Consider the following 21,997-nt stretch of genomic DNA (forward strand, 5'->3'; position numbering starts at 1 on the left):
GCGAGATTTTTTCACGGTGACGGCGTAGCATCGCTTACATGTTGAACCTGGAGCGCCTGCGCACCCTCGACGCCCTCGCCCGCCACGGCTCGGTCAGCGCGGCGGCCGACGGGCTCCACGTCACCACCTCCGCCGTCTCCCAGCAGATGGCCAAGCTGGAACGGGAGGTGGGCCAGCCGCTGCTGGCCAAGAACGGCCGCGGGGTCCGGCTCACCGACGCCGGACGGCTGCTCGCCGACCACGCGGCCCGCATCATCTCCCAGGTCGAACTGGCCCAGTCCGACGTCGAGGCCCAGCGGGGCTGCGCCGTCGGCGAGCTGCGGATCGGCGCCTTCCCGACGGCCATGCGCGGGCTGCTGCCCCAGGCGCTGACCGCCCTGCGCGCCGCCCACCCCGAACTGCGGACCCGCGTACGGGAGCAGGAGCCGGAGGAGGCCATGGCGGCGGTCGTGCGCGGGGACCTCGACCTGGCCCTGGCCATCGACTGGCACAACAAGCGCATGCCGGTCCCCGCCGACCTCACCCGGGCGCACCTCCTCGACGACTCCTGCGACATCGCGGTCCCGGCCGGCCACCGGCTGGCCGACCGCGACCGGATCTCCCTGGCCGAGTTCGCCTACGACGACTGGATCTCCTGGAACGAGGGCCAGTTCTGCCACGAGTGGCTCGTGTACACGCTGCGCGGAACCGGCATCGAGCCGCGCATCGCGCACATCGCCGAGGAGCACCACACCCAGCTCGCCTTCGTGGAGGCCGGGCTCGGGGTGTGCGTGGCGCCCCGGCTCGGGCGCGGTCCGGTGCCGGCCGGGGTCCGGCTGCTGCCGGTCTGCGACTCCGTCCGGCGCCACGTGTACGTCGTGTGGCGGGCCGACGCGGACCGGCGGCCCTCGATCAGGGCCGCCGTGGCAGCACTGGAGCAGGCCGCCGCCGCGGCCGGGTAGGACCTCAGAGCTTGCGGAAATCCCAGGAGACGACCGACTCCGGGGTGAGGCGGATCCAGGCGTGGCGGCCGTCGTGCGGCATCTCCTCGATCCCGAAGTTCTTGGCCGGGAACAGCCGCTCCGCCTCGGCGAGCTCCGGGCAGGGTTCGCCCGTGCGCGGGGCCTCTCCCACGAAGACGGCGCTGCCGCAGAGTTCGACCCCGCGCAGTTCGCCGTACGCCTCGCCGGCGTCCACGACCACCGAGATCCGCGGGTCCCTCCGCAGATCCGACCAGCGGCGGCTGCGGGTGATCGAGTACAGCCACAGCGAGGTCCCGTCCCAGGCGAACCACAGGGCTCCCACATGGGGACGGCCGTCCGCGGAGACGGTCGCCACCCGGCAGGTGCGCTGCTCGCGCAGGAAGGCGTCCACTTCCTCGTCGGTCATCATGATGCGGCGGCCCCGCCGCTGTGATCCGTCCATCGGTCCCGCACCCCTTCACATCTGACTGAGTGTCAGGAATCATGCGGGATCGGTCGCCGTCACACCAGGGGGAGCCATGCCGGAACTCGATCCCGCCACCACCGCGCTGCTCACCGTCGAGTGCCAGAACGGCGTCGTCGGCGAGGAGAGCGCCCTGCCCGAACTCGCCAAGGAGGCACGGGACTCGGGGATGCTGGGGCGGGTGGCCGCGCTGGTGGACGCCGCGCACGCGGCCCGCGTGCAGGTGCTGCACGCGATCGCCGAGCGCCGGCCCGACGGACTGGCCGCGAACGACAACGCGCGGCTGTTCCGGGCCGCCGGGAAACTCCCCGTCCGACAGCTGTCGGGCAGCCCGGCGGTGGAGGTGGCGGCCCCGATCGCGGTGGCCGGGAACGACCTGGTGGTCCGCCGGCTGCACGGGCTCTCGCCGATCGCCGGCACCGACGTGGACCCGCTCCTGCGCAACCTCGGCATCCGCACCCTCGTCGTCACCGGGGTCTCCTCGAACATCGCGATCCCGAACGCCGTCTTCGACGCCGTGAACCTCGGCTACCGGGTCGTGGTCCCCTCCGACGCCATCGCGGGGGTGCCCGCCGCGTACACCGCCGAGGTGATCCGCAACTGCCTGGCGCTCGTCGCGACCGTCACCACCACCGGCGCCCTGCTGGAGCGGTGGGCCGGCGCCCGAGCGGCGTGATTCCGCCCGGCGGGCGCGCTCCCCGCGCCCGCCCCCGTAACCTGGGCTGATGCTGTCCGAAGTGATCGCGACCCGCTACGTCACGCCCTTGCGTGAGGGCGGCTCGCTCCCGGGGATCGTCGAGGCCGACGACCTCGGTACCTACGTCATGAAATTCACCGGAGCCGGTCAGGGGCGCAAGACCCTGGTCGCCGAAGTCGTCTGCGGACGCCTCGCCCAGCGGCTGGGCCTGCGGGTCCCGCGGCTGGTGCAGATGCAGCTCGACCCCGTGATCGGGCTCGGCGAGCCCGACCAGGAAGTCCAGGAGCTGCTGAAGGCCAGCGGCGGACTCAACCTCGGCATGGACTACCTGCCCGGGTCGATCGGCTTCGACCCGCTCGCCTACCAGGTCGACCCGGCCGAGGCGGGCCGCGTGGTCTGGTTCGACGCCCTGATCAACAACGTCGACCGGTCCTGGCGCAACCCGAACATGCTGGTCTGGCACGGGGACCTGTGGCTCATCGACCACGGCGCCACCATGATCTGGCACCACAACTGGCCCACCGCCCAGAGCGCGGCCGCCAAGCCGTACAACGCCTCCGACCACGTCCTGGCCCCCGTCGGACCGGACATCGCGGCGGCCGCCGCCGCGCTCGCGCCCCTGGTGACGCGGGAACTGCTCGAAGAGGTCGTCGCCGACGTGCCCGACGAGTGGCTGGTCGACGAGCCCGGCTTCGACTCCACCGACGCGCTGCGCCGCGCCTACGTGGACGTCCTGCTGCCGCGCGCGGCCACGATCCACGAGAGGATCACGATGGAGGCCGAGGTGAAGGTCAGGACGGGTCCGCCCGGCTGGCTCGCCGACCGCCTCGACCCCCGCCCCCGGAAGATGAAGAGCGACAGCGAGTGACCAAGCGGGACGTGTTCGAGTACGCGCTGGTGCGCGTGGTGCCCCGGGTGGAGCGCGGGGAGTGCTTCAACGCCGGCGTGATCGTCTACTGCCGGGCCCGCTCCTTCGCGGCCGCGCGCACCCACCTGGACGAGGCCAGACTCCTCGCCCTGGACCCGAAGGCCGACGTCGCGGGCGTACGGGCGGCGCTGCGCGCCGTCGAGGGCGTGTGCGGCGGGGGCGAGGGCGCGGGCCAGGCGGCCGGCGACGACGCGGGCCGCCGGTTCCGCTGGCTGATCGCCCCGCGCAGCACGGTGGTGCAGCCCGGCCCGGTGCACACCGGCCTGACGGCCGACCCGGAGGCCGAGGTGGAACGGCTGCTGGACCTGCTGGTCCGCTGATCGTACGGGGATCCGCACGAGGATCCGCACGGTGGCCGCCACCGTCCGAGAGCCCTGGGGCCCGGTGCCGTTGACACCGGGTGCCAGGGCTCCTAGCGTCTCCTCAGCTGAAGCTACTAAGCGGTTGCTCACCCACGAGGAACCGCTGACGAGGATTCCGAGGGCGAGGAGATCCACCATGTCCACCACCGAGCAGCGCGTCGCGATCGTGACCGGGGCGGCCCGGGGCATCGGCGCGGCCACCGCCGTGCGCCTGGCCGCCGAGGGCCGCGCGGTTGCCGTACTCGATCTCGACGAGGCGGCCTGCAAGGACACCGTCGAGGCGATCACGGCGGCCGGCGGCAAGGCCCTCGCGGTCGGCTGCGACGTCAGCGACGCGGCGCAGGTGGAGGCGGCCGTCGAGCGCGTCGCGAGCACCTTGGGCGCGCCGACGATCCTGGTCAACAACGCGGGAGTGCTGCGCGACAACCTGCTCTTCAAGATGAGCGAGAATGACTGGGACACGGTCATGAACGTCCACCTGCGCGGTGCGTTCCTGATGTCCAAGGCCTGTCAGAAGTACATGGTGGAGGCCAAGTTCGGCCGCATCGTCAACCTCTCCAGCAGCTCGGCGCTGGGCAACCGCGGCCAGGCCAACTACTCCGCCGCCAAGGCCGGCCTGCAGGGCTTCACCAAGACGCTGGCCATCGAGCTCGGCAAGTTCGGCGTCACCGCCAACGCCGTCGCCCCCGGCTTCATCGCCACGGAGATGACCGCCCAGACGGCCGCGCGCGTGGGCATGGGCTTCGAGGAGTTCCAGGCCGCCGCGGCCACGCAGATCCCGGTGCAGCGCGTCGGCCGTCCGGACGACATCGCCAACGCGATCGCCTTCTTCACGGGCGAGGCCGCCGGCTTCGTCTCCGGCCAGGTCATGTACGTGGCCGGCGGCCCGCTCAACTGACGAGAGGCAGGCGCAGCACATGACGGACAGCAGCACGCAGAGGGCGGCGGACAGCGGCAAGGTCGCGCTGATCACCGGGGGGAGCCGGGGCATCGGCTACGGCATCGCCGAGGCGCTCGTCGCCCGCGGCGACCGGGTGTGCATCACGGGCCGCAACGAGGACGCCCTCAAGGAGGCCGTCGAGGCGCTCGGGGCGGACCGGGTGATCGGGGTGGCCGGCAAGGCGCACGACGAGGCCCACCAGGCCGTCGCGGTCGAGCGGACGATGGAGGCCTTCGGACGCGTCGACTTCCTGGTCAACAACGCGGGCACCAACCCGGTGTTCGGTCCCATCGCGGACCTGGACCTCGGCGTGGCGCGCAAGGTCTTCGAGACCAACGTGATCTCGGCGCTCGGGTTCGCCCAGCGGACCTGGCACGCCTGGCAGAAGGACAACGGCGGCGCGATCGTGAACATCGCGTCCATCGCCGGGGTCTCCGCCTCGCCCTTCATCGGCGCGTACGGGATGAGCAAGGCCGCCATGGTCAACCTCACCCTCCAGCTCGCCCACGAGATGGCGCCCGGGGTCAGGGTCAACGCGATCGCCCCCGCGGTGGTCAAGACCAAGTTCGCCCAGGCGCTCTACGAGGGCCGCGAGCAGGAGGCCGCGGCGGCGTATCCGCTCGGCCGGCTGGGGGTCCCGGCGGACATCGGCGGGGCGGCGGCGTTTCTTACATCTGCACAAGCGGAATGGATCACGGGCCAAACTCTCGTCGTCGACGGAGGAATGTTCCTCAATGCCGGAGTCCACTGATCGATAATCGGACGCATTTGCCTCCCAGGGGGAGGCAAATGCGTACCTAACATGCACGAAATCGGTCAAGTGTCACATGAAACCTGCCCATTGGATTTGTGAGGCACTGCGGTAGGGTCTGCCGCACCCCTGGCTGATCGAGGAGCGTGCACGTGTTCATCCGGACCAGATGCCTGCAGTTCACTGCAGCCCTTGCGTCCATATCCCTGCTCGCCGGATGCGGTCTGCTTTCGGACGACAGCGGCGACGCCGTGAAGAGAATCGTCGTCGGCACGACGAGCGCCCCGAGCACCCTCGATCCCGCCGCGGCCTGGGACGGCTCCTGGGAGCTGTACCGGAACGTCTACCAGACCCTGCTGGCATTCCCCACGGGCGCCACCACGCCCCAGCCCGACGCCGCCCAGGGCTGCGAGTTCACGGATTCCGGGAACGAGTCGTACCGCTGCACCCTGAAAAAGGGCCTGAAGTTCTCGAACGGCGAACCGCTCGACGCCAAGGCGGTCAAGCACTCCCTCGACCGGATCCGGACGATCAACTCCAAGACCGGTCCCAAGGACCTCTTCGGCAGCCTGGACAAGATCGAGACCCCGGACGCGCTGACGGTCGTCTTCCACCTGAAGACCCCGGACGCCACCTTCCCCTTCGTCCTCGGCTCTCCGGCCGCCTCGCTGGTCGCGCCCAAGGACTACCCGGCCGACAAGGTCCGCGAGGACGACAAGGTCACCGGCTCCGGCCCGTTCGTGCTCGACTCGTACAAGGAGGGCGGCGAGGCCGTCCTCGGCAAGAACGCCTCCTACAACGGCTTCGCGAACCGGCGCAACGACGGCGTCACGATCCGCTACTTCGCGGACTCCGCCAAGATGGTCGCCGCGCTCAAGGCCAAGGAGATCGACGCCACCTACCGCGGCCTGTCGGCCCCGGAGATCAAGGACCTCCAGACCCCCGCCTCGCACGCGCAGGGCCTCCAGGTCGTCGAGAACGTCGGCGCCGAGATCCGCTACCTGGTCTTCAACCCCAAGGACCCGCAGGTCGCCAAGCCGGCGGTGCGCCAGGCCATCGCCCAGATCGTCGACCGCGGCGCGATCGTCTCCAAGGTCTACCAGGGCACCGCCGAACCGCTGTACTCGATGGTCCCCAAGGGGGTCGTGGGCCACAAGACGCCGTTCTACGACAAGTACGGCCAGGCCGACGTCAAGAAGGCCCAGAAGATCCTCAAGGACGCCGGGATCACCCAGCCCGTCGAGCTGACCTTCTGGTACACCACGGACCGCTACGGCGCCTCCACCGCCGACGAGTTCACCGAGCTCAAGCGCCAGCTGGACGAGAGCAACCTGTTCAAGGTCACCCTGCGCGGCCAGCCCTGGAAGGTCTTCCAGGTCGGCTACAAGAACGGCGAGTACCCGGTCTTCGGCCGCGGCTGGTTCCCCGACTTCCCGGACCCGGACAACTTCATCGCGCCGTTCGTCGGCAAGGAGAACGCGGTCGGCACCCCGTACGAGCCCGCCGAGATCCTGAACGACCTGCTGCCCAAGTCCCGCCGCGAGAGCGACCGCTCGGCCGGGGTGCGCGAGTTCGAACAGGCCCAGCAGATCTTCGCCGAGGACGTCCGGCTGCTGCCGCTGTGGCAGGGCAAGCTGTACGTCGCCGCCCGCGAGGACATCGCGGGCGCCGAGCGGGCGCTCGACCCGCAGACCGCCATGCAGATGTGGGAGCTGTACCGCAAGACCAGCTGGTAGCCGCAGGTCCCGAGGGCCGCCGAAGGCCGCCGCGGGACCCGTCGGCAGCCGCAGCACCCGCCGTACCCACGCCGTACCCACGCCGCATCCGCGGGAGCCTCCGGGCGCCCGCGGATGCGGCGTTGTCAGTGGCCCCCGGTAGGTTCTGAACCGTTGCACCGCGCAGTCGCGCGACACTTGTACCGGAGGTTGTAGTCGTGACCCAGATGCTGCCCGAATCCTGGCTCCCCGTCCTCGGCGACGAGCTGGAGAAGCCCTACTTCAACGAGCTCGTCGAGTTCGTCGAGAAGGAGCGGGCGAACGGGCCGGTCTACCCGCCCCGGGAGCAGGTCTTCGCCGCCCTCGAGGCCACCCCCTTCGACCGGGTGAAGGTCCTCGTCCTCGGCCAGGACCCGTACCACGGCGCCGGCCAGGGCCACGGCCTGTGCTTCTCCGTGCGGCCCGGGGTCAAGACCCCGCCCTCCCTGCGCAACATCTACAAGGAGATGCACGCCGAGCTGGGCACCCCCATCCCGGACAACGGGTACCTGATGCCGTGGGCCCAGCAGGGCGTCCTGCTGCTCAACGCGGTGCTCACCGTCCGCGAGGCCGAGCCCAACTCGCACAAGGGCAAGGGCTGGGAGAAGTTCACGGACGCGGTCATCCGCGCCGTGGCCGACCGCCCCGACCCGGCCGTCTTCGTCCTGTGGGGCGCCTACGCCCAGAAGAAGCTCCCGCTGATCGACGAGGAGCGGCACGCGGTGGTCAAGGGCGCCCACCCCTCCCCGCTGTCGGCCAAGAAGTTCTTCGGCTCCCGGCCCTTCACCCAGATCAACGAGGCCGTCGCGGCGCAGGGCCATGAGCCGATCGACTGGACCATCCCGGACCTGGGCTGACGCCCCACCGCGCCTCGGTGTCAGAAGCGGTGCCTGCGGCTAGCGTCGTGACGACCAGACCGGAGCAGGTCTGGCGGAGCCAGCCGGAGGCCGCCGTGACGGAGCAGCAGGAGGCGTCGGAGGACGCCGTCATGACCAGGATCGGCCAGGCCGTCATCCTGCTGCACGCCGGTGACCGCGAGGAGGCCCGCAACCGCCTCGGCGAGATCTGGAACGAGATCGGCGAGGACGGCGACTCCCTCCACCGCTGCACGCTCGCGCACTACATGGCCGACGCCCAGGACGACCCCGCCGACGAACTGGCCTGGGACCTGCGGGCCCTGACCGCCGCCGAAGGGCCGGGGCCGGGGGCGCGCGACGGACGGCCCGTGCAGCACGATCCCCCTCCGGCCGTGCGCGTGTTCTACCCGTCGCTGCACCTCAGCCTGGCCGCCGACTACGTCAAACTCCGGCGCCCCGAGGCGGCGCGGCTGCACCTGGCCCGCGCCAGGGCCGCCACCGGGGCCCTGGCCGACGACGGGTACGGGAACGGCGTACGGGCCGCGATCGCCCGGCTGGAGCGGCGCCTGGCCGGGGAACCGCGCGGGCGCCCCCGGCCGTTCCCGGAGCAGCACCCCTGAGGGGTGTCCCGGCGGTGGTGCCCGGCCCTCGGCGGTCGCTCAGCCGCCGTGGACGCCCGCGCAGATCCGGGCCTCGGGGCTGTCCGGGTGCCAGCGTCCGTGCCGGCGGCCCAGCGCGCAGACGTCGGCGGGCCGGACCGGCAGCTCCTTCATCAGCTCGCGCCGAACCTTCGCGTCCGGCCCCGAGGGGTCCGTACGGCCGCCCTTGCCCCCTGAGGCGCCCCGGGCGGGCCGGCGAGGCTCCGGGATGTCCGGCACCGGCGGGACGGCCTGTGAGGCCGTTCCGGCCGCCGCGCCGCCGGCGCCCGCCGCGGCCTCGGAGCCCCGTGGAGCGGGCTTCGCTCCTCCGGTGGTGGCCGCCTGCGGTCCGGCCCGGCCCGGCACCGCCTTCAGGGCCTCAAGGGCGGGCGCCTGGACCTCCACCGGTACGGCCCCCGGTCCACCGCGCGGCTCGTGCCGGGGCGGCGCCGCGGCGGTCCCGGGGGCGGCCGCCGGCTGCATAGGGGCGGGCGTCACCTGCACGCAGCCGGAGACGGCCGAGACGGCACAGGCGACTCCGAGCAGCAGCTTCGTCGTGGTTCGCGTGGGATGCACGCGCGCAACTCTGCTGTGCGAGCACCCCGTTGTGGAAACCCGGAGCCGGAATTGGCCCCGCACGGGTGACGGACATCCGCCGTACACCCGCCTGTCACCCGCGCCCGCCGCCCTCCGGTGCGCGGCCGCCGCACGGCCCCGGCGGCCTCGGCGCCCCGGTGCGGGCCGCGTCAGTCGCCCGTCGCGCCGTCGACCTGCTCGCGCAGCAGGTCCGCGTGCCCGTTGTGGCGCGCGTACTCCTCGATCATGTGGGTGTAGACCCAGCGCAGGCTGAACGACTCGCCCCGGTGGTGGCTCCGGGCGTCCGACACCAGGTCCAGTGACCGGCCCGCCGCTGCCTGCCGCGCCAGCTCGACCTCGGTCTGCCAGGTCCGCTCGGCCTCGGCCCACGTGTCGCCGGGGCCGAAGTGGAAGTCCCCGTCCGGGTCCTCCTGCGTGCAGTACAGCTCGGGGAGGTCCTCGCCCAGCATGATCTCCCGGAACCAGTACCGCTCCACTTCCGCCATGTGCCGTACGAGGCCCAGCAGGCTCAGCTCGGACGGGGCGAGCGGGGCGCGGCGCAGTTCCTCGTCGCCGAGGCCCTCGCACTTCCAGAGAAGGGTGGCGCGGTGGTAGTCGAGCCAGCCGTCGAGCATCTCCCGCTCGTTCGCGGTGGTGGAGGGTTCGGTGCGGTGGGATCCGGTGGTGGTGGTCATAGCCCCATCCTCGGCGAACGCGACCCCCGCCACCAGGGATTAAGCTGCGGAGGTCCCGCAAGGATCAACCAGGAGGTTCCCGGTGAAGGTCGGCGTCATCGGACTCGGCGACATCGCCCAGAAGGCGTACCTGCCCGTCCTCACGGCCCGCCCGGGCGTGGAACTGCACCTGCACACCCGGACCCCGGCCACGCTGGAGCGGATCGGGGAGATCCACCACATCCCGGCCGCCCGCCGCCACATCACCCTCGACGGGCTGCTCGCCGAGGGCCTCGACGCGGCATTCGTGCACGCCCCGACGGCCGTTCACCCCGAGATCGTGGCGCGGCTGCTCGACGCGGGCGTGCCGACCTACGTGGACAAGCCGCTCGCCTACGACTTCGCGGACTCGCGGCGGCTGGTGGAACTCGCCGAGGAGCGCGCCGTCTCGCTCGCCGTCGGCTTCAACCGCCGCCACGCGCCCGGCTACGCGCAGTGCGCCGAGCACCCGCGCGAGCTGATCGTCATGCAGAAGCACCGCGTGGGGCTGCCCGAGGACCCGCGCACGTTCGTCCTCGACGACTTCATCCACGTCGTCGACACCCTGCGCTTCCTGCTCCCCGGCGAGGCCGACCACATCGACGTCCGCGCCCAGGTCCGGGACGGGCTGATGCACCAGGTCGTCCTCCAGATGTCGGGCCCGGGCTTCACCGCGCTCGGCATCATGAACCGGCTCTCCGGCTCCACCGAGGAGGTCCTGGAGGTCTCCGGACAGGACACCAAGCGACAGGTCGTCAACCTCGCCGAGATCATCGACCACCGCGGCCAGCCGACCGTGCGGCGCCGCGGTGACTGGGTGCCGGTCGCCCGCCAGCGCGGCATCGAACAGGTGGTGGACGCCTTCCTGGAGTCCGTGGCGGCGGGCAAAACGCTCAGCGCCCGCGACGCACTGCTCACCCACGAGCTGTGCGAGCGGGTGGTGTCGTCGGCTCTGGAGCAGGAGCGGGCTTCCTGAGCCCGAGCGAGCGGGCCCCCTCGGCCGCGCAGTACGCCGCCAGCAGCGCGAGGCAGGCCCCCACGGGCCAGTCCCCGAAGCGGACGTAGTACGTCAAGCCGCGGGCGAGCGGGACCTCGTACACCTGCGCCGTGCGGGCGGAGGTGGGCAGTGCCGGGCCGATCCGCTCGCCGGACGGGCCGTACACCGCGCTGATCCCGGTGAGGGTGGCGTGGACCATCGGGCGGCCGTCCTCCGCGGCGCGCAGGGCGGCGAGCGAGGCGTGCTGTGCGGGGGCCCAGCTGCGCTGGAAGCTGGAGGTCGCCGACTGGGCGATCAGCAGGGCGGCCCCGTCGCGGGTGAGGCGGCGGCTCATGTCGGGGAAGGCCGACTCGAAGCAGACCAGCGGGCCGATCCGGACACCGGGCCGCCCCGGCAGGTTCATCAGGACGGGCTCCGCACCGCGCCGGCGGTCCTCGCCGGCGGCCTTGCCGACCGAGGTGGCCCAGCCGAGCACGGACCGGGCCGGTATGTACTCGCCGAAGGGGACCAGGCGCATCTTGTCGTACCGGTCGCCGGTCGGTCCGTGCGGGCCGACGAGGACCGAGCTCTTGTAGATGCCTCCCTCGGGCAGGGAGGCGGCCAGGGCGGGCGCGGGAGCCGCCGGCACCGGCCCCGCCGGCCGCCGGGCGTCGACGTTGACCAGCAGCGGAGCCCCGACCTCGGCGGACAGCGCGGCCAGGCGTCCGGCCAGGTCCGGGCGGGCGGCGAGGTCGCCTCCGACGCTGCTCTCGCCCCAGACCACCAGGTCCACCCGCTGCCCGGCCAGCGCCCGTGTCAGCCGCTCCCCGGCGGCGAACCGCTGCTCCGTGCTGTCCGGGCCGTCCGCCACCAGGCCCGGCTGCACGACGGCCACGCGCAGCGCGCCCGATGCCTCGGGGCGCGGCAGCCACAGCCACACCGCCCCCGTCAGCACCACGCACCCCGTCACCCCGGCCACCGCCGGCACCCGGGCCCCCGGTACGGCGATCAGCAGCACCAGCCCGCAGTTCACCGCCACCACCAGCAGGCTCACCAACCACACCCCGCCCACCGAGGCGAGCCGCAGCGCGGGCGGCACCTGCCACTGACTGGCCCCCAGCAGTCCCCACGGCCCGCCCAGCCCTTGCCAGGACCGGGCCAGTTCGGACAGCAACCAGCCCGCCGGTACGAGGAGCAGCGCGGCCGTCGCCCGGCCCGGATCGGGGGCCCCGCCGAGGAACTCCCGCACCAGCAGCGCCCAGGGGATCCAGAGCACCCCCACCAGGGCGGCCAGCGGCAGCAGGAACACGTGCAGGCTGGGCAGCAGCCAGTGGTGGACGGCGACGATGAACCCGGCGCCGCCGAGCCAGCCCTCCAGGGCCGCCCGCCGGCCGCTCGGAGCCGACCTCAGCAGCAGCATCCAGGGCACGAGGGCGACGTACGCGAACCACCAGAGGGCGGGGGCGGGGAAGGCGAGGCACGGCAGCGCCCCGGCGGCGACCGCGGCCGCCGCACGCCGGTACCGGATCCGCTTCGCGACCATGGCGCGCCTCCGCTTCCAGTGTGGGACAGGGCCGGACGGACGGCCGCTCGGACAGGTTCCCCGTGATCTAGGCCGTCATGTGCCGCCACTTCTCCTGGACGGTGACGCGGGTGAGCAGCCAGCCGCCGTCGGAGGCGCGCGCGAGGCCGAAGACGTAGCGGCCGGCGGCCACGAAGTTCGGCGCGGTCACGGTCCCGTCGTACTCGGGGCCGGCGAGCCGCATGGGATTGAGGAAGTCCGCCCGCACCTCGGCCCGGTCGCCCGGCCAGCCGCCGCGGTCCTCCAGCCGGATCAGCCGGTTCACGATGAGGTGCTGGCGCACGGGGAACAGCCGCATCGTCTCCGCGAGCCAGTCCGAGACCTCCGCGGCCGGGCCCTCGATCCCGCCCGCCGCGCTGTAGTCGGCCCGCCCGGCCGGGGTGAACAGCGCGCGGTACGCCGCCCAGTCGCCGTCGTCCACGGCCACCGCGTACCCCGTGACCACCTCGTCGATCGCCATCCGGTCCATGACCGTGGCCAGGTCCACACGCTGCGTCATCGGGTCAGTGTGGGGGTGCGGGGCGGCGACGCCAAGGGGCGTGCGCGGCCCGGATCGGCGCCCGGTGGATCAGTGACCGGAATGCGCCTCCCGCTGCCGGACCACGACGAGGAACGCGTCGGTGGCCAGGTCCATCACCACCTCCGCCGGCACGCCTTCGAGCATCCGCTGCGCCGCGTACTCCTCGGCGGGCCAGCTTCCCCTCGGACTTCCGGCCGGAAAGCGCTCCAGCACCACTCGACCCATGGGACACCCCCTGCTGTTTGCCTTCAGGTCTCTTCAGGTCTCTTCGGGCACAACGACGCGGAGGCCGCCCGGGAACGTTCCCGAGCGGCCTCCGGTTCACGCGAAGCGGTGAATGCGGGCGGTGTCAGCCGGCCGACTGGGCGGCGAACGGGCTGAGCGCGCCCACGCCGATCAGCACGAACAGCGCGATGCCAAGAGCGATCCGGTAGATCACGAAGGGCATGAAGCTCTTGCTGGAGATGAACTTCATGAACCAGGCGATGACGGCGTAGCCCACGAAGAAGGCGATGACCGTGGCGAAGATCGTCGGGCCCCAGGTGATGTGCCCCGGGCTCTCGACGACGTCCTTGATCTCGAACGCGCCGGAGGCCAGCACCGCCGGAATGGCGAGGAGGAACGAGTAGCGGGCGGCCGCCTCACGGGTGAAGCCCAGCAGCAGACCGCCGGAGATCGTCGCGCCGGAGCGGGAGACACCCGGGATCAGGGCCATCGCCTGGCAGAGACCGAAGATCAGGCCGTCCTTGACGCCCAGTTCCCTGAGGGTCTTGCGCTCGCGCACCGCGCGGTGGCGGCCGCCCTCCTCGTCGCGGGCGGCCAGCCGGTCCGCGATGCCGAGGACGACACCCATCACGATCAAGGTGGTGGCGGTCAGGCGCAGGTCGCGCGCCGGGCCCGTGATCTGGTCCTTGAACGCGATGCCCAGCACGCCGATCGGGATCGATCCGACGATCACCAGCCAGCCCATCTTGGCGTCCTGGTCCGAGCGCAGCGACGCGGTGAACAGCGAGCGGAACCAGGTGGAGATGATCCGCGCGATGTCCTTGCGGAAGTAGATCAGCACGGCGGCCTCGGTGCCGATCTGCGTGATCGCGGTGAAGGCCGCGCCCGGGTCCTGCCAGCCGGCGAACGCCGCGGTCAGCCGGAGGTGGGCGCTGGAGGAGATCGGGAGGAACTCCGTAAGCCCCTGGACGAGACCGAGGATTAGGGATTCGAACCAGCTCATGTCGGGGTGCGCTCGTCCTTGTGATCGTCGGGCAGTTCGGGTCCGATGCTAGGGCCCGTGGGGAGCGGCGCTGACCACAGGGGGGTGCAAGGGCGCGGGATCGCGCATTTCGCGGGCCGGTGCGGGCGCCAGCCGGTGCCGCCCCCGCCATCCGACGATCGCGGCCGCCACCGCGGAGACGGCGATGAAGCCGAAGGAGGCGAGGAAGACGGGGGAGTCGGGGGAGGAGGCGCTCGCGCCCGCGACCACGTACGCGGCGGTGTTGGGGAGTACGCCGATCGCCGTCGCGAGGAGGAAGGGCAGCCAGCGGCAACGGGACACGGCCGCGAGGTAGTTGGCGGCCGCGAAGGGCAGCCCCGGAAAGATCCGGACCGCCAGCATCGAGCGGAAGCCGTGCCGGGCCAGCTGGTCGTCGGCTGCCTGGAGCCAGCGGCCGCGCAGCAGCGGCCGCACCGCGTCGCGGCCCATGATCCGGCCCAGCCCGAAGGAGATCGCGGCGCCGACGACCGAGCCGCCGACCGCCGCGGCCAGGCCGAAGGGGATGCCGAAGACGGCTCCGGCCGCGAGGTTGAGCAGCGGGCGCGGCACCAGGGCCGCCGTGCCCGCCCCGTACGCGGCCGCGAACAGCAGGACCGCCGCGCCGACCGGCAGCCCCGGGGGCAGGCCCTCCGACAGGATGCGCTGCGGCTCGTACAGCACGACGCACACGCCGGCCGCCAGCAGCAGCACGACGAGCAGCGACAGCCGGGTCCACGGCGCGAGGAGGAGGGACATCCGGGGAGAGTAGCCGACGAACCCGGCGTCGCGCCGTAATCTGGGCCTCATGCGGCCGAACGACCGACGACCCCCGAAGGTCCCGCGCAGCGCCCTCGCGGACACCCTCGTGGAGCGCCTCACCGCCGCGTACGGCGCCGCCGCGGACCCGCAGCGGGCCGCGGCCATGGCCGCGTACATGAAGGACGTCGCGCCCTTCCTCGGCCTGCGCACCCCGCTGCGGCGCGAGCTGTCGAAGGCCGTGACCGAGGGGACCGCCGCACCTGCGGAGGCGGACGTCGCGGCGCTCGTGCTCAGGTGCTGGGAGCTGCCGGAGCGCGAGTACCAGTACTTCGCGGTGGACTACCTGCGGCGCCATGTCGGGGTCTGCTCCGCGGGGTTCCTGCCGGTGCTGCGCCGACTGATCGTCACGGCCTCGTGGTGGGACACCGTCGACCTCCTCGCTGCGCACGCGGCCGGTCCGCTGGTGGCCGCCGAACCGCAGCTGTCGGAGGTGATGGACACGTGGATCGGGGACGAGGACGTCTGGCTCGCCCGGACCGCGCTCCTCCACCAGCTCCGCTACAAGTCCGCGACGGACACCGGGCGGCTCTTCGCGTACTGCCGCCGCCAGAGCGGCCACCCGGACTTCTTCATCCGCAAGGCCATCGGGTGGGCCCTGCGCGAGTACGCGAAGACGGACCCGGAGGCGGTCCGCGCGTTCGTCGCGGCGGAACGCGACGCGCTCTCCCCGCTGTCGGTGCGCGAGGCCCTCAAGAACCTCTGACCCGGGGAAAAACCGTTCGACGCGGGCCCGGCCCCGGGGCAGGATCGGGGGCATGTCCCGGTACGCCTTCCCCGCAGCGCCGTCCGCAGTCGCGGACGCGCCGAAGGCTGCCGTCCTCCTCTTCGAGGCAACCGCCTTCGCCGCGTTCGACGGCGCACGAGGCTGACCCTTCCCGGATCGTCCGGCGGACCCCACAGGGGGAGGGTCGGTTCGCTCCAGGGGTCCCGTCTCCGGTTCGCAAGCATTCGGGAAGACATCATGGCCAAGACGGCCTTCGTGCGCACCAAGCCGCACCTGAACATCGGCACCATGGGTCACGTCGACCACGGCAAGACCACCCTCACCGCCGCCATCACCAAGGTCCTCGCCGAGCGCGGCGGCGCCTCCTTCGTGCCGTTCGACCGCATCGACCGGGCCCCCGAGGAGGCCCGTCGCGGCATCACCATCAACCTCACGCACGTCGAGTACGAGACCGACACCCGGCACTACGCCCACGTGGACATGCCCGGGCACGCCGACTACGTCAAGAACATGGTCACCGGCGCCGCCCAGCTCGACGGGGCGATCCTCGTCGTCTCCGCGCTCGACGGGGTCATGCCGCAGACCGCCGAGCACGTGCTTCTCGCCCGGCAGGTCGGCGTCGACCACATCGTCGTCGCGCTCAACAAGGCCGACGCCGGGGACCCCGAGCTCACCGACCTCGTCGAGCTGGAGGTCCGCGAGCTGCTCACCGCCAACGGGTACGGCGGCGACAGCGCCCCGGTCGTACGGGTCTCCGGACTCGGTGCGCTGGAGGGCGACCCTCGCTGGACCGGCGCGATCGAGGCGCTGCTGGACGCCGTGGACACGTACGTGCCCATGCCGGTGCGCTACACGGACGCGCCGTTCCTGCTGCCGGTCGAGAACGTGCTGACCATCACCGGGCGCGGGACGGTGGTCACCGGCGCGGTCGAGCGCGGCAGCGTCCGCACCGGCGACCGGGTCGCCGTCCTCGGCGGCGACGGCGAGCCCGCGCTGACCGTGGTGACCGGCCTGGAGACCTTCGGCAAGCCGATGGAGTCCGCCGAGGCCGGGGACAACGTCGCGCTGCTGCTGCGCGGGGTGCCGCGCGAGGGCGTGCGCCGCGGGCAGGTCGTCGCCGCGCCCGGCAGCGTCGTGCCCCGGCGCCGCTTCACGGCGCGGGTGTACGTGCTGTCCGCGCGGGAGGGCGGTCGCACGACCCCGGTGGCGACCGGGTACCGGCCGCAGTTCTACATCCGCACCGCGGACGTGGTCGGGGACGTGGACCTGGGGACGGCGGGGGTGGCCCGGCCGGGGGAGACGGTCGAGATGACCGTCGAGCTCGGGCGGGACGTACCGCTGGAGGCGGGGCTCGGCTTCGCGATCCGCGAGGGCGGTCGGACCGTCGGCGCGGGGACGGTTTCGGCCGTCCTCGACTGACGTACGTCCCGCGGGCGCAGGCGCCCCCGCCGTGGTGGCGGCGGTCCGGTTGCGTCAGACTGCCGTCACCACGGGCGTACGAAGAGGGGCGGGCCGGTATGGGCGGCGACACGGCACTGGTGCTCGGCGGCGGGGGACTCACCGGCGTCGGCTGGGAGGCGGGCGTGCTGTACGGCCTCGCTCGGGCGGGCGTGGACCTGACCGCCGCCGACCTCGTCGTCGGCACCTCCGCCGGCTCGGTGGTGGGAGCCCAGCTCACCTCCGGGCTGCTCAGCCCGCGGGAACTGTACGAGCGTCAGCTCGGCGATCCCGCGGGCGAGGTCGCCGCCCGGCTCGGTACGGGGCTCATCGCCCGGTACGCCGTCGCGATGGTGCGTTCGCGGGATCCGGAGGCCTACCGCAGGCGGGTCGGCGCCCTCGCGCTGGCCGCCGACACCGGCGAGGAGGCCGAGCGGCGCAAGGTGCTGGAGGCCCGGCTCGTCTCGCACGCGTGGCCCGAGCGCAGGCTCGTCGTCACCGCCGTCGACGCGCTCACCGGCGAGCTCGCCGCCTTCGACCGGCAGAGCGGGGCCGGGCTGGTCGAGGCGGTCTCGGCGAGCTGCGCGGTGCCGGGGGTGTGGCCGCCGGTCACGGTCGGCGGTCGGCGGTTCATCGACGGCGGGATCCGGTCCGCGACCAACGCGGACCTGGCCTCCGGCTGCTCGCGGGTGGTGATCCTCGCGCCGATGGCGCTCGGCTCCGGACTCGTCCCCTCGCCTGCCGCCCAGGCGGCCCGGCTGCGGGAGGCGGGGGCGCGGGTGCTGCTGATCACCCCGTCCGCGCAGGCCCGCAAGGCCTTCGGGCGCAACGTCCTGGACCCGGCGCGGCGGGACCCGGCGGCCCGGGCCGGGCTCGCGCAGGCAGCCTCGCACGCGGCCGAGGCGGCCGCGGTCTGGGCGGGCTGACCCGCGGCCTGCCGGACAATGGTGCGGTGAGCGACGAACAGATCCCGGTGGTCCGGGACGTGGGCCAGGGCACCGCCAAGCTGATGCCGGACGTGGACCGGGAGCGGGCCTGGCTGCTGACCGTCGACGGCGCCCCGCAGTCGTACGTGGACCTCGACGATCCCGGGCACCTGGAGTTCGAGTACGTACGCCGGCTCGCGCACGTACTGGACTGCGTGGCGGAGCCGGGCTCGCCGCTGGACCTGCTGCACCTGGGCGGCGGCGCGCTGACGCTGCCCCGCTACGCGGCGGCGACCCGGCCGGGCTCCCGGCAGGCGGTCGTGGAGTTCGACGCCGCCCTCGTGGAGCTGGTCGCGGAGCACCTGCCGCTGGCGGCCGGATCCGACGTCACCGTGCACGCCGCCGATGCGCGGGCCTGGCTGGAGGGCGCCGGCGCGGACAGCGCGGACCTCCTCGTCGCCGACGTGTTCGGCGGCTCGCGCGTACCGGCGCAGCTGACCTCCGTGGAGTACGCGCGGGAGGCCGCGCGGGTGCTGCGGCCCGGCGGGGTGTACGCGTCGAACCTGGCCGACGGGGCGCCGTTCGGCTTCCTGCGGGCCCAGCTCGCCAACTTCGGCGCGGTCTTCGCGGAGCTCGCGCTCGTCGCGGAGCCGGGGGTGCTGCGCGGGCGGCGGTTCGGGAACGCCGTACTGCTCGCCTCGGACGCGCCGTTGCCGGTGGCCGCGCTCTCGCGCAGGTGCGCGGCGGACGCGTTCCCGGCGCGGGTCGAGGAGGGGGCGACCCTGGCCCGGTTCATGAAGGGGGCCCTGCCGGTGGCGGACGCGGACGCCGTGGCTTCGCCGGAGCCGCCGGAAGGCGCGTTCAGCCTGGGGTGACGGCGGTGGGCGCGTCCGCCACCGGCTCGGGGGCGGCGGCGGCCGGGAACGAGGCGGCCTTCGGGGGAGCGGGCTTGCGGGTGAGCCGGCGTACGTCGGGGACGAAGAGGACCGCCGCGGTGCCCAGTACGACCAGCGTGGCACAGCCCCACAGGGCGCTGGTGCGGCCGAACGCCGCCTCGGCCGGGCCGGCCAGGGCGGTGGCCAGCGGGAGCATCGACACCGAGCCGAACCAGTCGTAGGCGGAGACGCGGGAGAACTTCTCCTCCGGGATCTCCTGGTGCATGGTCGTCATCCAGTTCACGCCGAACACCTCGATGGCCGTTCCGCTGACGAACATCACGGTGCACAGGCCCCAGACCGGCAGGGGCACCGCCAGACCCGCGGAGGGCAGGGCCAGCGGGAACACGCACAGGGTGCCGACCAGCAGCAGCCTGCGCGGCTTCCACACCATCATCAGGACGGCCCCGGCGATGGTGCCGATGCCGAAGAAGGCCAGGGCCAGTCCCCAGGGGGCCGGCCCGCCCAACTGGTCCCGGGCGACCAACGGACCGTACACCGCCTCCGCGGCGCCGACGACGGCCACGACCACGGAGAACTGGAGCACGATGCTCCACAGCCAGGGGCGGCTGCGGAACTCCACCCAGCCCTCGCGCAGGTCCGCCAGCAGTCCGCCGCCGGGGGCCCGGTCGCCGGTGTGGCTGACGTCGAGGAAGGCGCGCAGGGCTCCGGCGAGCGCGAACGCCGCGGCGTCGACGGCCAGGACCCAGCCGGGGCCGATCGCGGCGATCATGGCTCCGCCGAGGGCGGCCCCGCCGATGCCGGCGCCGTTCACGGCCATGCGGAAGAGGGCGAAGGCGCGGTTGGCGTGTTCGCCGGAGACGCTGGAGAGCAGCATGCCCTCGGCGGCCGGGTTGAAGAAGGCCGTGCCGGTGCCGCAGAGGGCGGTGAGCAGCATCATCTGCCACAGCTGCGGGTGTCCGGTCAGGACGAGGACGGCGAAGGCGGCCTGCGAGACGCAGTTGAGGGCGTTGGCCGCGACCATCACGCGGTGGCGGGGCAGCCGGTCGGCGAGCGCGCCGCCTATGAGCAGGAAGAGGACGAGCGGGAGTGTACGGGCGGCCGCCACCAGGCCGACGTCGCCGCCGGACCCGCCCGCCTCCAGGACGGCGAAGGCCGAGGCGATGAGGGCTCCGTGGCTGCCGAGGTTCGTCACGACCGCGGCGCCCGTGAGCAGGGTGTAGTTGCGGCCGGCCCAGGCGGGCCGGCGGCGGTGTGCGGTCGGACGGGACGCGGCGGTGGGGGGAGAACTCACCCCCGGACTATCCACGCCCCGGGCCGAGAATCCAAACGGATTGCGGCCCGGGGCGGGGGACGGGTCAGCTGTTGCCGGGGGTGCCGTTCAGGCGGACCGAGCTGAGGATCTTGTCCATGGTCTCCTGGGGGACCTCACCCTGTACGCCGGCGGCGGCGAAGAGGACCCAGCTGGCGAAGTCACCGTTCGAGGTCTTGAAGCTGAACGCGATCGACTTGCCGTCCGAGGAGCACTTGTTCTCCTTGGGCACGCCGATCGCCGTCGCCGTGGCCATGTGGCCCTTGAGGCCGGAGGCGGTGGTGTACTCCTTGGGGTCCGAGACCTTGACGGTGCCCTTCGGCGCCTTCTGGGCGAAGGCCGCGAACACCCAGTTGCCGGCCTCGTTCTTCACGGCCTCGGCGGTGTCCTTGGCGCCCTGGCCGCCCTTGGTGCCGGTGCCGGAGAGCTCGCTCGTCTCCTCACGGCCGTCCTTGTCGGAATCGACCTTGCACCAGTCCTTCTTGAAGAAGGCAGGTGCGGAGAAGCTCACGATCGGGGTGCCGTCCTTCTTGGTGGCGTCCTCGAAGCCGGCGATGACGCCGGAGCCCGACACGTCCCACTCCGGCGGGACGTCGAAGGCGGTGCCGTGCTTGGGGTTGACGACGACCTTCCAGCCCGGGATCACCGGCTTGACCTCGCCGCCGGCGCGCGGGTTGGCGCCGGGCGAGGCGGGGGCCTGGCTGGTGGCCGGGGCCGAGGAGGCGGCGGCGGGCTTGCCGTCGGCCTCGTCGTTCTTCTTGTCCCGGGTCAGGACGAACGCGCCGGTGGCGGCCGCCACCACGATGACCGCGGCCGCCGCGACGATCGCCACGGTCTTGGTCGCGAACGGGCTGCCGCCGCCGCCCTGCGCAGGCGTCGTCTGCTGCGGCTGCTGGGGCTGGCCCCAGGGCTGGGTGGGCGGTTGGGGCTGGTAGCCGGCCTGCGGGTATCCGTAGCCGGGCTGCTGCTGGTAGGGGTTCGGCTGCTGTTCCGGCTGCCCCGGCTGTCCCTGCTGCTGATACGGGTTCTGATGCGCGTCCTGAGGGTTGTGCTGTCCCCCGGGCGGCTGCTGTTGTCCTGGCCACATGGCCGGTAACGATAGTGGGAGTGGGTGTCAGGAGGCACGTCCGCCCCTTGTGAAGGTCTGGCCAAGGCCTGCTACTCATGGGTAACATCGGGTCCCATGAGCGCAGATCAGATGAACGTGGGCGAGCTGCTCGCCGCGACGGTGCCGATGGCCCGGACCCTGAACCTCCAGTTCCTGGAGACCACCCCCGAGCGTGCGGTCGTACGGCTGCCGGACCAGCCCGACTTCCACAACCACGTGGGCGGCCCGCACGCCGGCGCCATGTTCACCCTCGCCGAGTCGGCGAGCGGCGCGATCGTCCTGGCCGCCTTCGGCGACCAGCTCTCGCGCGCCGTGCCGCTGGCCGTCAAGGCCGAGATCGGCTACAAGAAGCTGGCCAAGGGCGTCGTGACGGCCACCGCGACCCTCGGCCGCCCGGCCGCCGAGGTCATCGCCGAACTCGACGCGGGCGGCCGCCCCGAGTTCCCCGTCACCATCGCCATCCAGCGCGAGGACGAGGCCGTGACCGGCGAGATGACGGTCGTCTGGACGCTGCGCCCCAACGCGTAGCAGGCCGGCCGCCCCGGGGGGAGCGGCAGCCGACAGGACCCGCCCGGGACGCGAGAATCCGCGTCCCGGGCGGCTTCCGTGCTGTGGGGCCCGCCGGAGGCCGACGCCCCGGCGCCGCCGCTGGGCTGAAACTCGGGGCGGCGGTGGCGCGTCCGGCCCGGCCCCGGCGCGGCGGCGGCGCACAGTGTGCGGGGGAGCGGTCCGGCGCGGGCCGCTCCCGCCTACCCGAGCCCCAGCCGCAGGGAGCGCCCATGAGCGAGGCCGTGTCCAGACGCCGCGCGC

The 21,997-nt window shown here is 73.0% G+C and carries 25 protein-coding genes; 15 read left to right on the forward strand and 10 right to left on the reverse strand.

The features are described from left to right. The first annotated feature begins 38 nt into the window (after nucleotides 1-38). The gene (locus tag ACS04_RS16470; RefSeq protein WP_048477374.1) at nucleotides 39-941 is read left to right on the forward strand and encodes a LysR family transcriptional regulator; all 903 of its coding nucleotides are present in this window, start codon (nucleotides 39-41) and stop codon (nucleotides 939-941) included. A gap of 4 nt (nucleotides 942-945) precedes the next feature. On the opposite strand, the gene ACS04_RS16475 is transcribed toward ACS04_RS16470, so the two are convergent. Further along, nucleotides 946-1,404, reverse strand: coding sequence for a pyridoxamine 5'-phosphate oxidase family protein (locus ACS04_RS16475; protein WP_048477375.1), 459 nt, complete (start codon nucleotides 1,402-1,404; stop codon nucleotides 946-948). A 76-nt stretch (nucleotides 1,405-1,480) separates the two neighbouring features. Here ACS04_RS16475 and ACS04_RS16480 point away from each other — a divergent pair, with 76 nt between their 5' ends. The 8 genes from ACS04_RS16480 to ACS04_RS16515 all read left to right on the forward strand — a co-directional run bounded on the left by ACS04_RS16480 (nucleotide 1,481) and on the right by ACS04_RS16515 (nucleotide 8,334). Beyond that, a complete protein-coding gene (locus tag ACS04_RS16480; RefSeq protein WP_048477376.1) occupies nucleotides 1,481-2,101 on the forward strand; it encodes an isochorismatase family protein in 621 nt (206 codons plus the stop codon). A gap of 49 nt (nucleotides 2,102-2,150) precedes the next feature. Beyond that, nucleotides 2,151-2,990 carry a HipA family kinase gene (locus ACS04_RS16485; RefSeq protein WP_048477377.1) on the forward strand — a complete coding sequence of 280 codons (840 nt, stop codon included), beginning with the start codon at nucleotides 2,151-2,153 and terminating at the stop codon, nucleotides 2,988-2,990. Continuing rightward, nucleotides 2,987-3,370, forward strand: coding sequence for a DUF3037 domain-containing protein (locus ACS04_RS16490; RefSeq protein ID WP_048477378.1), 384 nt, complete (start codon nucleotides 2,987-2,989; stop codon nucleotides 3,368-3,370). Before ACS04_RS16485 ends, ACS04_RS16490 begins: the two co-directional genes overlap by 4 nt. 178 nt (nucleotides 3,371-3,548) lie before the next feature. After that, on the forward strand, nucleotides 3,549-4,310 hold the full coding sequence (fabG, locus tag ACS04_RS16495) for a 3-oxoacyl-ACP reductase FabG (protein ID WP_048477379.1): 762 nt from the start codon (nucleotides 3,549-3,551) through the stop codon (nucleotides 4,308-4,310). 19 nt (nucleotides 4,311-4,329) lie between these two features. Then, the gene (locus tag ACS04_RS16500; RefSeq protein ID WP_048477380.1) at nucleotides 4,330-5,103 is read left to right on the forward strand and encodes an SDR family oxidoreductase; all 774 of its coding nucleotides are present in this window, start codon (nucleotides 4,330-4,332) and stop codon (nucleotides 5,101-5,103) included. Nucleotides 5,104-5,255: 152 nt separating this feature from the next. After that, complete coding sequence (locus ACS04_RS16505; protein ID WP_048477381.1) at nucleotides 5,256-6,839, forward strand: ABC transporter substrate-binding protein; 1,584 nt, start codon at nucleotides 5,256-5,258, stop codon at nucleotides 6,837-6,839. A gap of 206 nt (nucleotides 6,840-7,045) precedes the next feature. Beyond that, the gene (locus tag ACS04_RS16510; protein WP_048477406.1) at nucleotides 7,046-7,714 is read left to right on the forward strand and encodes a uracil-DNA glycosylase; all 669 of its coding nucleotides are present in this window, start codon (nucleotides 7,046-7,048) and stop codon (nucleotides 7,712-7,714) included. A 95-nt stretch (nucleotides 7,715-7,809) separates the two neighbouring features. Next, nucleotides 7,810-8,334, forward strand: a complete 525-nt coding sequence (locus ACS04_RS16515; protein WP_048477382.1) for a hypothetical protein — start codon at nucleotides 7,810-7,812, stop codon at nucleotides 8,332-8,334. Nucleotides 8,335-8,373: 39 nt separating this feature from the next. On the opposite strand, the gene ACS04_RS16520 is transcribed toward ACS04_RS16515, so the two are convergent. Together ACS04_RS16520 and ACS04_RS16525 are read right to left on the reverse strand one after the other, a co-directional pair. Next, nucleotides 8,374-8,928 carry a hypothetical protein gene (locus ACS04_RS16520; protein WP_245236418.1) on the reverse strand — a complete coding sequence of 185 codons (555 nt, stop codon included), beginning with the start codon at nucleotides 8,926-8,928 and terminating at the stop codon, nucleotides 8,374-8,376. 170 nt (nucleotides 8,929-9,098) lie between these two features. Further along, nucleotides 9,099-9,623 carry a DinB family protein gene (locus ACS04_RS16525; protein ID WP_048477384.1) on the reverse strand — a complete coding sequence of 175 codons (525 nt, stop codon included), beginning with the start codon at nucleotides 9,621-9,623 and terminating at the stop codon, nucleotides 9,099-9,101. 82 nt (nucleotides 9,624-9,705) lie between these two features. Between ACS04_RS16525 and ACS04_RS16530 the strand changes: the two genes are divergently transcribed. Next, entirely contained in the window at nucleotides 9,706-10,617 is a 912-nt protein-coding gene (locus ACS04_RS16530; RefSeq protein ID WP_048477385.1) for a Gfo/Idh/MocA family protein, read from the forward strand. Here ACS04_RS16530 and lnt read toward each other — a convergent pair. From lnt to ACS04_RS16550, 5 genes are all read right to left on the reverse strand, one after another. Beyond that, nucleotides 10,556-12,160 carry an apolipoprotein N-acyltransferase gene (gene lnt / locus ACS04_RS16535; protein ID WP_048477386.1) on the reverse strand — a complete coding sequence of 535 codons (1,605 nt, stop codon included), beginning with the start codon at nucleotides 12,158-12,160 and terminating at the stop codon, nucleotides 10,556-10,558. The genes ACS04_RS16530 and lnt overlap by 62 nt on opposite strands. A 67-nt stretch (nucleotides 12,161-12,227) precedes the next feature. Further along, on the reverse strand, nucleotides 12,228-12,698 hold the full coding sequence (locus ACS04_RS16540; RefSeq protein WP_209441709.1) for a nuclear transport factor 2 family protein: 471 nt from the start codon (nucleotides 12,696-12,698) through the stop codon (nucleotides 12,228-12,230). A gap of 69 nt (nucleotides 12,699-12,767) precedes the next feature. Further along, on the reverse strand, nucleotides 12,768-12,944 hold the full coding sequence (locus tag ACS04_RS37500) for a hypothetical protein (protein ID WP_107438625.1): 177 nt from the start codon (nucleotides 12,942-12,944) through the stop codon (nucleotides 12,768-12,770). Between the two features lie 124 nt (nucleotides 12,945-13,068). Continuing rightward, the gene (locus ACS04_RS16545) at nucleotides 13,069-13,947 is read right to left on the reverse strand and encodes an undecaprenyl-diphosphate phosphatase (protein ID WP_048477388.1); all 879 of its coding nucleotides are present in this window, start codon (nucleotides 13,945-13,947) and stop codon (nucleotides 13,069-13,071) included. 48 nt (nucleotides 13,948-13,995) lie between these two features. Further along, on the reverse strand, nucleotides 13,996-14,721 hold the full coding sequence (locus ACS04_RS16550) for a TVP38/TMEM64 family protein (RefSeq protein ID WP_048477389.1): 726 nt from the start codon (nucleotides 14,719-14,721) through the stop codon (nucleotides 13,996-13,998). A 49-nt stretch (nucleotides 14,722-14,770) separates the two neighbouring features. Between ACS04_RS16550 and ACS04_RS16555 the strand changes: the two genes are divergently transcribed. The 4 genes from ACS04_RS16555 to ACS04_RS16570 all read left to right on the forward strand — a co-directional run bounded on the left by ACS04_RS16555 (nucleotide 14,771) and on the right by ACS04_RS16570 (nucleotide 18,746). After that, the gene (locus ACS04_RS16555) at nucleotides 14,771-15,487 is read left to right on the forward strand and encodes a DNA alkylation repair protein (protein WP_048477390.1); all 717 of its coding nucleotides are present in this window, start codon (nucleotides 14,771-14,773) and stop codon (nucleotides 15,485-15,487) included. A 258-nt stretch (nucleotides 15,488-15,745) separates the two neighbouring features. Next, nucleotides 15,746-16,927, forward strand: coding sequence for an elongation factor Tu (gene tuf, locus ACS04_RS16560; protein ID WP_048477391.1), 1,182 nt, complete (start codon nucleotides 15,746-15,748; stop codon nucleotides 16,925-16,927). Between the two features lie 98 nt (nucleotides 16,928-17,025). Then, nucleotides 17,026-17,871, forward strand: coding sequence for a patatin-like phospholipase family protein (locus ACS04_RS16565; RefSeq protein WP_048477392.1), 846 nt, complete (start codon nucleotides 17,026-17,028; stop codon nucleotides 17,869-17,871). An 83-nt stretch (nucleotides 17,872-17,954) separates the two neighbouring features. Then, a complete protein-coding gene (locus ACS04_RS16570) occupies nucleotides 17,955-18,746 on the forward strand; it encodes a spermidine synthase (RefSeq protein WP_048477407.1) in 792 nt (263 codons plus the stop codon). Here the strand turns inward: ACS04_RS16570 and ACS04_RS16575 are convergent. Together ACS04_RS16575 and ACS04_RS16580 are read right to left on the reverse strand one after the other, a co-directional pair. Continuing rightward, nucleotides 18,733-20,061 carry an MFS transporter gene (locus ACS04_RS16575; protein ID WP_048477393.1) on the reverse strand — a complete coding sequence of 443 codons (1,329 nt, stop codon included), beginning with the start codon at nucleotides 20,059-20,061 and terminating at the stop codon, nucleotides 18,733-18,735. The two genes, ACS04_RS16570 and ACS04_RS16575, sit on opposite strands and share 14 nt — an antisense overlap. Nucleotides 20,062-20,125: 64 nt before the next feature. Beyond that, nucleotides 20,126-21,166: a DUF8017 domain-containing protein gene (locus ACS04_RS16580; protein ID WP_048477394.1), complete on the reverse strand. Its 1,041-nt coding sequence runs from the start codon at nucleotides 21,164-21,166 to the stop codon at nucleotides 20,126-20,128. Between the two features lie 96 nt (nucleotides 21,167-21,262). Between ACS04_RS16580 and ACS04_RS16585 the strand changes: the two genes are divergently transcribed. Continuing rightward, nucleotides 21,263-21,715, forward strand: a complete 453-nt coding sequence (locus ACS04_RS16585) for a DUF4442 domain-containing protein (protein WP_078864849.1) — start codon at nucleotides 21,263-21,265, stop codon at nucleotides 21,713-21,715. Nucleotides 21,716-21,997 lie beyond the last annotated feature (282 nt).

This window comes from Streptomyces roseus, from assembly GCF_001044425.1.
Taxonomy (GTDB): domain Bacteria; phylum Actinomycetota; class Actinomycetes; order Streptomycetales; family Streptomycetaceae; genus Streptomyces; species Streptomyces roseus.